This window comes from Flavobacterium sp. (assembly GCF_043778725.1).
GTDB lineage: Bacteria > Bacteroidota > Bacteroidia > Flavobacteriales > Flavobacteriaceae > Flavobacterium.
In genome coordinates, this window is sequence record NZ_JAYWFT010000104.1 from 1 (window position 1) to 10,845 (window position 10,845).

Here is a 10,845-nt window from a genome sequence, read left to right on the forward strand (position 1 = left end):
GGAGAAAATTGGAAGAATACACCAGATTTAGTTAAAGATGTAATGGCAACTCCAATTTCTTTAGCCACAGGACAACAAGGAAGTGCAACACAATATACTAAATTTGCTTGGTTATTTTCTCCAATGATTTATCCAACAGATAATAAAGATAAATCTAAAATTAGTCCTATAGTTAGTAATCTAGACGGAATTAAATTTGAATTTACAAATCCGATAGAAGTACTAAAAAACGATATTAAAAAAACCGTTTTACTTCAAAGTTCGCCTTATTCTAAAGCCGTTGGAACGCCAACACAAGTAAATCTAAATATGGTTGAAGAACGACCAGACCAAAAAGAATTTTCAGGAAAAGGAGATTTACCAGTTGCCGTTTTACTAGAAGGAAAATTTCATTCTGTTTATCAAAATAGAGTATTACCTTTTAAAGATAACACCTTCGCTCCTACTGGAAAAGAAAATAAAATGATTGTAATTTCGGATGGTGATGTCATCAAAAATCAATTGGATAAAAACTTTCAACCATTAGAATTAGGATTTGACAAATGGACAAATAATCTATACGCCAATAAGGAATTCATGATGAATTGTGTGAATTATTTGCTTGACGATAACGGACTTATTAACATAAGAAGCAAAGAAGTTGACCTGCCAATTTTGGATTCTAATAAAGTGCAAGAAAATTATACCTTTTCACAAATCATAACTGTCGGAGTTCCAATTGTAATTTTATTGGTATTCGGATTAGTGTTCACTTTCCTAAGAAAAAGGAAGTATAGTAAGTAATGTTAATAAAAATCTTTTAGAAATCTATTTCTTTAAGATATATTTGTAGAATATAAACTATTTTAAAAAAACGAGAAATAGTTAGTTAAAAATCATAGAAATGAAATTTATAGTATCAAGTTCGTACTTATTAAAACAACTACAAGTTTTAGGTAGCGTTATCAACAGTAGTAATACCTTACCAATTTTAGATAACTTTTTATTTGAATTAGATAAAAAAGCGTTAACTGTTTCTTCTTCTGATTTAGAAACGACTATGTCGGCTACTTTAGAAATTGAATCAACCGATAAAGGAAGCGTTGCCGTTCCTGCAAAATTGTTGTTAGACATTCTAAAAACATTTCCAGAACAACCCTTAACATTCACAGTTGAAGAAAATAGTACTATTGAAATTAGTTCTAACTCAGGAAAATATGCTATTGCTTATGCTCCAGGTGAAGAATTTCCAAAATCAGTACAACTAGAAGATCCATCATCAACTTTAGTTCCTGCGGAAGTTTTAGCGACTGCAATTAGTAAAACTATTTTCGCTGCTGGAAACGATGATTTACGTCCAGTTATGTCTGGTGTATTCTTCCAATTTTCTCCAGAAGGTTTGATATTTGTTGCAACTGACGCTCACAAATTAGTAAAATATGCTCGTACCGATGTAAAAGCATCACAAGTAGCCGATTTTATTATGCCCAAAAAACCTTTAAATATCTTGAAAAGTATTTTAGGTTCATCTGATGCTGAAGTGAAAATTGATTATAACGACGCAAATGCAACGTTCTCATTTGAAAATTACATCCTAACTTGCAGATTAATTGACGGAAAATATCCTAATTATGAAGCGGTTATCCCAAAAGAAAATCCAAATAAATTATTGATTGATAGATCACAATTTTTTAGTTCTGTTCGTCGTGTTGCGATTTTTTCTAACAAAACTACACACCAAATTCGTTTGAAAATAGCTGGTGCAGAATTAAATATTTCTGCCGAAGATATCGATTACTCAAACAAAGCAGAAGAAAGATTGACTTGTGATTACCAAGGTGATGATATGCAAATTGGTTTTAACTCTCGCTTCTTATTGGAAATGTTGAGCAATTTACAATCGGACGAAATTCAATTGGAAATGTCAATGCCAAATAGAGCCGGAATTCTAACTCCTGTTGATGGTCTTGACGAAGGTGAAACTGTTACAATGCTTGTTATGCCTGTGATGCTTAACAACTAAAAATAAATTAACTAACCCAACCAACGAAAACCGTCATGATTTATTTCTTGACGGTTTTTAATTTGTATGAATTTATTCGTGCAGAGCCAAAATTGGAATCGTACAATGATAAGACATCTTTTCAGTAAAACTCGTTGTAAACAACCATTGAAAAAAATTTCTTTTATAAGTTAGCATAGCTAAAACATCAATATTTTGATGGTCAATAAACTCTTCTATCGTTTGATTAACTTCATCGTTCGGAATAATAAAAAATTGAACCGGTTCGTGTTTAAAATATTCTGACCAATCGTCGTAAGTAGCTTGTGTGTTATCAGTTTCTCTCGTTTGAACATAAAGACATTTTACAACAGCTCCGGCAGATTTTGCGATTTTAATTACATTTGATAATGCTTCTTTGTCTTTTTCTCGAAATCTTGTTGTGAATCCGATAGTTTCAATTTTAGTAAATTTAGCAGTTTCTGGAACGCTTAAAACTGGAACACTCAAATTTGCAATTGCTTCACCAGTATTAGTTCCGATAAACATTTCTTTCCAACCTGTTGCGCCTGAAGTTCCCATTACAACAAAGTCAATAGAATCGTTTTTAATGATTTCTTTGATATTATAAATCAAATCACCATCCATTAGCATGTGGCTCATTTTGATATGTTCAAAGCCATTTTCTTCCGCTAGTTTATGAAGCTTTGGAACTTCATCTTTAAATTTTTCGAAATTTGAAAGTTCTAAAGAATCAAAAAGTACTTTATAATTTTGAGGCGCAAATTGATTATCAACAATCGGTAATTCATAAGTGTGAAGCAAAATCAACTCACCATGAACCAATTTAGCCAAACCTAATGCGTGCACAAAAGCATTGTTGGCAATATCAGAGAAATCTGTGGGAACTAAAATCTTTTTCATCTTAAAACAAGTATTGGTTATATACTATAAAGTTACAACCAAAACAAGCTATTAAAATATGATAAACGTCATATTCACAATAATTTAACTTTAAATCACACCCATTTTCTTCATCAAAAAAGTAGCGCTTTTATTTTTACAAATTCCATCACGAAGTTTATAATCAAAATCCAACTCATTATTGACAATTTCAACTTCAAAACATTTATTAGTCAAGTCATTTGGAAATTCATTTGTAGTCAAACAAACCTCAATATCATGAGTTGCAATTGCTCCGATGGCTTTTTTAGAAATCATCTTTTTAACTACTTCAATAGTTCCGTTGCGTTTATCATCAGAATTTGTTCCTCTTAAAATTTCATCCAATAATACAAAAGCACGATTGCCTTCTAAATTATCCATTATCAATTTAAGACGTTTAATTTCTGCAAAGAAGTAAGATTCACTATCTGATAACGAATCGGATAATCGCATTGAAACCAAAATTGGCATTGGATGCACATTGGCTTTAGTAGCACAAACTGGCGTACCAATTCCAGCTAAGACCATATTGATACCTAAACTTCTCAAAAAAGTACTTTTCCCAGACATATTCGAACCTGTCAGAATCATGAATGATTGCGGTTGAAAAGTTACATCATTTCCAATTCGAGTTTTAGTATTCAATAATGGATGACTTAAATCGGTAAATGAAATTTCATATTCAGAATTGATTTCAGGAAAGACAAAATCGGAATTATTATATGAAAAATTAGCCAAACTATTCAGCATTTCGAATTCACCAATTACATCCAACCAATTTTTTAATGATGGTGCGTTATTCTTTTTCCAATTCAAAAGCGATTTTAAAGTATGCACGTGAAACAGAAATAAACCATTGAAAACAAGAGAAACAAATAAATTATTTATAGTATCCATTCTTGAAAATAATTCGGATAACTGTTTGAGTTCATTACTTGCTTTACTGTTTTCAGATTTTAATTTTTCTTTTAAATTATTTAATTTATCAGATAAAAACTCTTCATTTTCAATGCTTTCAATAAGTAATCCATACTGTTTCACAATTGCATCTATCTCTGTCGTATGATTGATTTCATTTTTGATTCTTTTGTAAAAACCTCCTATAATTCCCAAATTTATGGCAAATAAATAACCTATAATTTTAATAAATAAATCATTTGAAGTTACTAAATAAGCTAAAAATGAAACGGTTATCACAACTGGAGTTACAAAAGATAAAATAGTATCTTTCAATGTAAATTCTTCACTTTCAGAAGACTCCAATTGATTATTTTTTGATAAACCAATTTAGAATCTTTCCCAACTTTTGCAATAGCACTAAAATTTTGTCTCCAATCAATTTTATTCGATAGTTCTTTTACCGCTTCTTGATTTTTTAAAATTTCTTCATTAGAAAGTGATTTCATTAATCGACTTGCAAGTGTGATTTTTCCAATGAAAGTACTTGTCCGATTCAGATTTTGAAACAAAGAATGATTTCCAAAAATATCCAAATCATAACAATAAGGATGCGAAAAATCATTGAATTCAATTCCGTTTTCAAAAGGTAATTTATTGAAATTCAAATAGTTTAATTCATCCGTATTTATAGCAACAATAGCCTCTTTTAACTTTCTTTGGTTACTAATTTTATCATGCTTTTTCATCAAAAAAACAAAAACTACCACCAAAACAAAAACCGTTGTTAGATATAATGAATCATAAGTTTTTAGAAAATAATAACCTGATATAAAAATCAAAATTCCACAAACGAGACGAATGGTACTTAGTAAATTGTATTTTTTCTTTAACTCGTTGAGTTCTTGCTCGAAGTGTATTTTTCTGCTGCTATAAATTTCCATTACAAAAGGTTTGCAACAAATATAAGTTATAATGACACAATCGGGCGTTTCATTTTCAAAGTTTTCTTTACTTTTGCACTATGATAAATCAAGAAACTATTGTTGCACTTGCTACTCCTTCTGGTGCTGGTGCAGTTGCAATTATTAGAATGTCTGGAAAAGAATCGATTACGATTGCAAAAGAAGTCTTTGAATCTGTTTCTGGAAAAGACATTACTAAGCAAAAAACGCATACCATTCACTTAGGAACCATTGTTGATGGAGCAAAAGTGTATGATCAAGTTTTGGTTTCGATTTTCAAAAATCCTAATTCTTACACTGGAGAAGATGTGATTGAAATTTCGTGCCACGGTTCGACTTTTATCCAACAACAAATTATTCAGTTATTACTTCGAAAAGGTTGTCGAATGGCACAAGCTGGCGAATTTACGCTTCGTGCCTTCTTGAACGGAAAATTAGATTTATCACAAGCAGAAGCAGTTGCCGATTTGATTTCGTCAGATAATGAAGCTTCACATCAAATTGCGATGCAGCAAATGCGTGGTGGTTTTAGCAGTGAAATTTCGAAATTGCGTGAAGAATTATTGAATTTTGCGTCGTTAATCGAACTGGAATTAGACTTTGCCGAAGAAGATGTAGAATTTGCCGATAGAACACAATTTCATGATTTATTGAATCGAATTGAATTTGTTTTAAAACGATTAATCGATTCATTTGCAGTTGGAAACGTAATTAAAAACGGAATACCAGTTGCAATTGTAGGTGAACCAAATGTTGGAAAATCTACATTATTAAATGCATTATTAAATGAAGAACGCGCCATAGTTTCGGAAATCGCAGGAACTACTCGCGACACCATTGAAGACGAATTGGTAATTGGTGGAATTGGATTCAGATTCATTGATACAGCCGGAATACGTGAAACAATTGATGTTGTAGAAAGTATCGGAATTAAAAAAACATTTGAAAAAATAGAGCAAGCGCAAGTTGTAATCCTTTTGCTTGACGCAAAAGAGTTACAAGTTTCAGGTTTAAAGTTTCAGGTTGAAATAGAAAAAATCAAAAATAAATTTCCTCAAAAACCACTAATCGTAATTATTAATAAAGTTGATTTATTATCTATAAATGAGGTGGAAACTATTCGTCAAAAACTTGAAACTTTAAACCTGAAACTTGAAACCATTTCTGCCAAAGAAAAACTTGGAATTGACGATTTAAAAAACACCTTACTCTCTTTTGTAAACACTGGAGCACTAAGAAATAACGAAACAATTATAACAAATACAAGACACTACGATTCGTTACTAAAAGCGTTAGAAGAAATACAGAAAGTAAAATTTGGATTAAGTTCTAATCTTCCGTCTGATTTAATGGCGATTGATATTCGTCAAGCACTATACTACTTTGGCGAAATTACTGGCGAAGTTACTAATGATGAATTGTTGGGAAATATATTTGCTAATTTTTGTATTGGGAAGTAGATTGGTTTAAAACAGCTATTGAAATAAACCGACGAAAACTAATATAATATTTCTTTTAACAATAGTTTTTTTTGTTTTTCTATCGAAAATTGAGAACTATTTTCTAATGCTTCATTAGATTGAATCTTATAAAAATTTGAATTTGTACATAATTCATACACTTTACCTACAAAATCATTTAAGTTTTCTACATATGAAATTCCATTATTTATAGTTGCATATTCTGCCAAACAATCAATGTTGTCATAAACAACAGTTGGTAATCCGGCAGACAAACCTTCAAAAATTCCTCTTCCAAAAGTTTCCCAACGAGATACTGAAATATTAATATCCATATCGTTTAGTATTATTGCAATTTCATTTTGAGATAAAACACCACAAAAAGTAATGTCATTTTCTAAGTCTAAATTTTTTATTAAATCTAAACAATGGGTATATAGCTGATTATCTTGTATTGATCCAACCAAATACAAATGAGATTTTAATCCCATTTTTTTGATTTCAGAAAGTAAAATTATAGCTTCATCATTTCTTTTCTGCTTTTTTATAGCTCCAATGTAAATCAATTTATTACGTTTAGAACGCAACCTCAACTTACTATTAATGAATGCGTTTACTGCTCTTGGTATTATAATTATTTTATTTTCTGAAACTGCATAATCTTTGATTATATCCTCTTTTTCGGATTGACTTGGGGTAATAATTTTAGATATTTTAGATACAATTTTTTGCTCTGCTTCAGTATATTTTGAAGGTACAAATTCGTTTGAACGCAAGTAAGAGGAAGACATAAACATTGGAAATAAAATAATCTTATTCAATAATTCCTGTGATAAATTTTCTAAACCAAATGCCTTACTGCAATGAATAATAATCACTTTGTCATATTGCGGTATAATTTGAGATAGCATAGCACTGTTCCACTCAATATTGTCTAATCTACGAAGGAATTTATCATGATTTCGAATTTTATTTGTGTGGAAAATTACTTCTCTAACACCTTCAATAGTTCTGAAATTGTCATTATAAGTTCGAGTAAAAACCACATCTAAAATGCATTTGTCATGTAAAGCATCGATTAAATGGTTAACCATAATACTTCCACCGTCAGTATCGGTAGTTATATTAGGAAATTTACCAGTAATTATTATGACTTTTTTAATTCCAAAGGTCTTCATATTTATTAAATATTCTTTCAAAATTATACTTATCACAATAGGTTTGTCGATTTATTTCATTTATTGAAGGTAGAGAAAGTATAAGCTCAATTTGTCGTGCAAATTCAGTTTCATCCTCATCTACTAAAACGCCGTTATCAAAGTTTATAAATTCATCTAATGCACCACAATTTGTTACTACAACTCTATTTCCACAACAAATGGATTCTATTAAACTTCTTCCCATTCCTTCGGTATGCACATAGCTTCCGTTTTCTACTTTTACAACTAAATCAGTACTTGCTTGACAATAAATATTGGCTGCAGCAATAATTCTCAGCGTTTCTTCATGGGACAATCTACCTAAAAAATTAACATTCAAATTCATATTGTTTGCCGTTATTCTAGCATTATCAAGCAAGTTTCCATCGCCAACTAAAATAATTTTGTACTGTTTTGGTAAATATTGAAATGCGCTAAGCAAATAATCAACTCTCTTATAAGGAACAAAGCGACAACAACAAACAATTAGTTTATATGTTTCATTGCAATTTAATAGTTTTCTTGTTTGCAATTTTTGATTAATTGCATTTTGTATGTTAATACTATCAACACCACCTGAAATAATCTTTATAATTTCGTTTCGTACACCTAAATCAATCAATCGTTTATTAGTAAACTGACTGTTTGCAATTAAAAAATCTATACTATTGTTAATCGCATTTACCCAATACTTCTGTCGATCTGAATGAAGAGCAATCGGAATTGACAATTGAGCTTTATTTATTTCGTTTCCACCTGTTCTATATAGAAAAACGGCTTTTTTTAACAGCTTTTTTATATCAATAAAATTTTCAATCCAAAATCCACTATTGTAAAATACTGTACATTTTTCATTTTCAAATGACTTTAAAAAATCAAGTAGAACAATCTCTTTTATAATTTTGTAATCATAATTAACAACAACATCAAAGCCATTTCTCTTTGAAATAATTATAAGATCATTTCCTTTTGAAAAATGTTGAACAAAATAGTGCGCATGAATTTCCATTCCTCCTATTTCTGGAGGTAATTTATCTGCAAATAATATAATCTTCATAATTGAAATTCTTTTAAAGCCCAACTTACACCATTATCTTTTACTGATTTTGTCACAAAAGTGGCTACTTGTTTTAATTGGTCTGGTGCTGTTTCCATGGCGATTGACTTTCCACAAACTTTAAACATTTCAATATCATTGAAACCATCTCCAAAGGCAATGCTTTTTTGAATTGGAATACCAAAGTAATTACAAACCTTTTCTATAGCTTTAGCTTTTGAAACATCTATACTATGTATATCACAACTCTTTCCTTTTTCCCAAATATGATAAACAAATGATGGAAAACTGGCTTTCAATTCATCTACAAAATCGTAACATTCTTTTAGCTCAATTCCATAAATTTTCTCATTAGATTCTTCTTGGCTAAGAATGTCATTCTTAGTATAAAGTTTATACTGAACTTGTTTATAATCAAGAGCTTTTTTTATTTGAATGAAATCTTTACTTTCAATAGGTTTATCAACAATAACTTCATTTCCACATTGAACATAAGCACCATTTAAAGCAATGACAAAATCAAATTTCACTTGATTTATTAGTTCTTTTAGCATTGTTAAATTTCGCATAGTTGCAATGCCAATATTATTTCCGTTTTTCTGTAATGCTACTAAATCCTCAGCCAAAGTGGAAACCATTATATTACTAGGTTTCTCTATCAATGTATTACCAACATCAAAAACATATATATTTTGTGGATTATTATTCATTAATCAAAGACTTTAACAGCACATTTTCAATTCCATTTTTTGCACTCCATTCTATAAGTTCCCATAATAAATTGCCTACACCAAATGATTTGTTAGTATTTTTTTCAATAGTATCTACTGAAATATTTTGATATTCCTCAATAGTTATAGTGTTTTTAAGTGTTTTCATAGTATCAAAGTCACTACTATTAAAAGCTAAATGCATTGGATGAAATAGAAAAACTACTGTGCCTTTATTTGGCAGTTTATCGAGAATAGTTTTTAAACATAAATTATGTTTTTGCAATAAGAAACCTCCATCTTCCATAAACAATGGAATTGACAACAAGCCTACTCTATTGATAAATGGTTGAACGTATTGCAAATCAGTGCAGATATTGGAAGAATATTTATATCCGACTGACTTATAATGTTCGTTTATTTCATTTACATCAAAATATTTATGACTTCTAAAACCTATTTTCTCAGTTTTGAGTTGACTGCAATAATCAAAAACCTCTTCATAAGTAGTGCCATGAGAACTATTCAAACAAAAATTGGGATGGATTTCCAGTTCAATATTGTTGTTATTTATAGACTTATCAAGTAACCATTTCGAATTATGGGTTGAAAATATCGTAAGAGGAATATTTCGTTTTAGTATTGGATCTAGCGCATAGATTAATACCGCATCGCTTGCCCAATCTATATCAATTGTAAAAGCAAATTTTAATTTGTTCATAATTGTAATAACGGTGTAAAATCATTTATATATAAATCACAAATCGCCTTCATTTGATCTTGTCTCTCTTCAGAATGATTATCATTTAATCCTACAACATATAAACCTGCTTGTTTTGCGCTTACACAATGAGACAATGAATCATCTATCAATGTAATATCTTTTATTGTACATTCATAATTTGATGCAATATCATAATAAAAATTAGTTGTTGCTCTATTTCTAAATTTGTCTTGCAAGACTTTTGAAATACTTGCAATTTCATAATGTTTTAAATACTGGCTTATTAAATTTGGTTCTTCTCTAGAAATAATAATAATATTATTTTTTAAAATAATCTGTTGTGTGACGAACTCAATAAAACCTTTTTTTGGAGCAATAGTTTTGTAAACTTCCAATGCTAATTCGTTTAGTTTTTCAAAAACAAATTGGCTTTCTTCTTTAATTATATGTGTGGTTTTTATTGCATCAATCCATTCAAAAAAAGGAAGAGAATTTGTATTTAATCTTATACTTTCTGAAACATCTAGATTATAGAGATTGCAGTAATTAAGGTACACATTAGACCAAGCGGTAGTGGAATCTAAAATAGTACCATCAAAATCTAATAAAATTAGTTTATCAAACTTATGTATCATCAATTTAATGTGGAATATAAGAGTGATACAAATTAAATAAATCAAGATCAACTTTATTTTGTTCTAAAAGTTGTTCCATTGATTTATAATTCAATAGATTTTCAGTTCTTGGTGTAGTTGTCCAAGTAGTTTCAGGAAGCCTGTATTGCGCAATTCCTGTTGCCAAAATATTAAAAAGCGATTGATCCATTTCGGTAGTGTCTTTAAAATGAACATCTACATCAAAACCTTTTAATTCGGCTTGAATATCCATTTTAACACTATTAAAAACG

General features: G+C 29.7%; 11 protein-coding genes and 1 pseudogene. 3 read left to right on the forward strand and 9 right to left on the reverse strand.

The features are described from left to right. Both ACH2CG_RS09665 and dnaN read left to right on the forward strand, forming a co-directional pair. Positions 1 to 783, forward strand: a pseudogene (locus ACH2CG_RS09665) (gliding motility-associated ABC transporter substrate-binding protein GldG); the annotation flags it as partial. A 100-nt stretch (positions 784 to 883) separates the two neighbouring features. Beyond that, positions 884 to 2,002 (forward strand): DNA polymerase III subunit beta, encoded by a 1,119-nt coding sequence (gene dnaN / locus ACH2CG_RS09670; RefSeq protein WP_395064608.1) that lies wholly within the window; start codon positions 884 to 886, stop codon positions 2,000 to 2,002. Positions 2,003 to 2,074: 72 nt separating this feature from the next. On the opposite strand, the gene ACH2CG_RS09675 is transcribed toward dnaN, so the two are convergent. The 3 genes from ACH2CG_RS09675 to ACH2CG_RS09685 all read right to left on the reverse strand — a co-directional run bounded on the left by ACH2CG_RS09675 (position 2,075) and on the right by ACH2CG_RS09685 (position 4,767). Continuing rightward, the gene (locus ACH2CG_RS09675) at positions 2,075 to 2,905 is read right to left on the reverse strand and encodes a universal stress protein (RefSeq protein ID WP_395064610.1); all 831 of its coding nucleotides are present in this window, start codon (positions 2,903 to 2,905) and stop codon (positions 2,075 to 2,077) included. A gap of 90 nt (positions 2,906 to 2,995) precedes the next feature. Further along, a complete protein-coding gene (locus ACH2CG_RS09680; RefSeq protein WP_395064612.1) occupies positions 2,996 to 4,189 on the reverse strand; it encodes a hypothetical protein in 1,194 nt (397 codons plus the stop codon). Continuing rightward, positions 4,156 to 4,767, reverse strand: a complete 612-nt coding sequence (locus ACH2CG_RS09685) for a hypothetical protein (RefSeq protein WP_395064614.1) — start codon at positions 4,765 to 4,767, stop codon at positions 4,156 to 4,158. The genes ACH2CG_RS09680 and ACH2CG_RS09685 overlap by 34 nt, the downstream gene beginning before the upstream one ends. Positions 4,768 to 4,847: 80 nt before the next feature. On the opposite strand from ACH2CG_RS09685, the gene mnmE reads away from it, so the two are divergent. Further along, positions 4,848 to 6,248: a tRNA uridine-5-carboxymethylaminomethyl(34) synthesis GTPase MnmE gene (mnmE, locus tag ACH2CG_RS09690; RefSeq protein WP_395064616.1), complete on the forward strand. Its 1,401-nt coding sequence runs from the start codon at positions 4,848 to 4,850 to the stop codon at positions 6,246 to 6,248. A 38-nt stretch (positions 6,249 to 6,286) separates the two neighbouring features. Here the strand turns inward: mnmE and ACH2CG_RS09695 are convergent, their stop codons facing one another. The 6 genes from ACH2CG_RS09695 to ACH2CG_RS09720 all read right to left on the reverse strand — a co-directional run. Then, complete coding sequence (locus ACH2CG_RS09695; protein ID WP_395064618.1) at positions 6,287 to 7,426, reverse strand: glycosyltransferase family 4 protein; 1,140 nt, start codon at positions 7,424 to 7,426, stop codon at positions 6,287 to 6,289. After that, complete coding sequence (locus ACH2CG_RS09700) at positions 7,407 to 8,504, reverse strand: glycosyltransferase family 4 protein (RefSeq protein ID WP_395064620.1); 1,098 nt, start codon at positions 8,502 to 8,504, stop codon at positions 7,407 to 7,409. The genes ACH2CG_RS09695 and ACH2CG_RS09700 overlap by 20 nt, the downstream gene beginning before the upstream one ends. Then, a complete protein-coding gene (locus tag ACH2CG_RS09705) occupies positions 8,501 to 9,214 on the reverse strand; it encodes an HAD hydrolase family protein (protein ID WP_395064622.1) in 714 nt (237 codons plus the stop codon). Before ACH2CG_RS09705 ends, ACH2CG_RS09700 begins: the two co-directional genes overlap by 4 nt. Beyond that, positions 9,207 to 9,935 (reverse strand): hypothetical protein, encoded by a 729-nt coding sequence (locus ACH2CG_RS09710; protein WP_395064624.1) that lies wholly within the window; start codon positions 9,933 to 9,935, stop codon positions 9,207 to 9,209. Before ACH2CG_RS09710 ends, ACH2CG_RS09705 begins: the two co-directional genes overlap by 8 nt. Next, complete coding sequence (locus ACH2CG_RS09715; RefSeq protein WP_395064626.1) at positions 9,932 to 10,573, reverse strand: HAD hydrolase-like protein; 642 nt, start codon at positions 10,571 to 10,573, stop codon at positions 9,932 to 9,934. Before ACH2CG_RS09715 ends, ACH2CG_RS09710 begins: the two co-directional genes overlap by 4 nt. 4 nt (positions 10,574 to 10,577) lie before the next feature. Beyond that, positions 10,578 to 10,845 (reverse strand): hypothetical protein (locus tag ACH2CG_RS09720; RefSeq protein ID WP_395064628.1); only part of this gene is annotated, 268 nt, incomplete at its 5' end.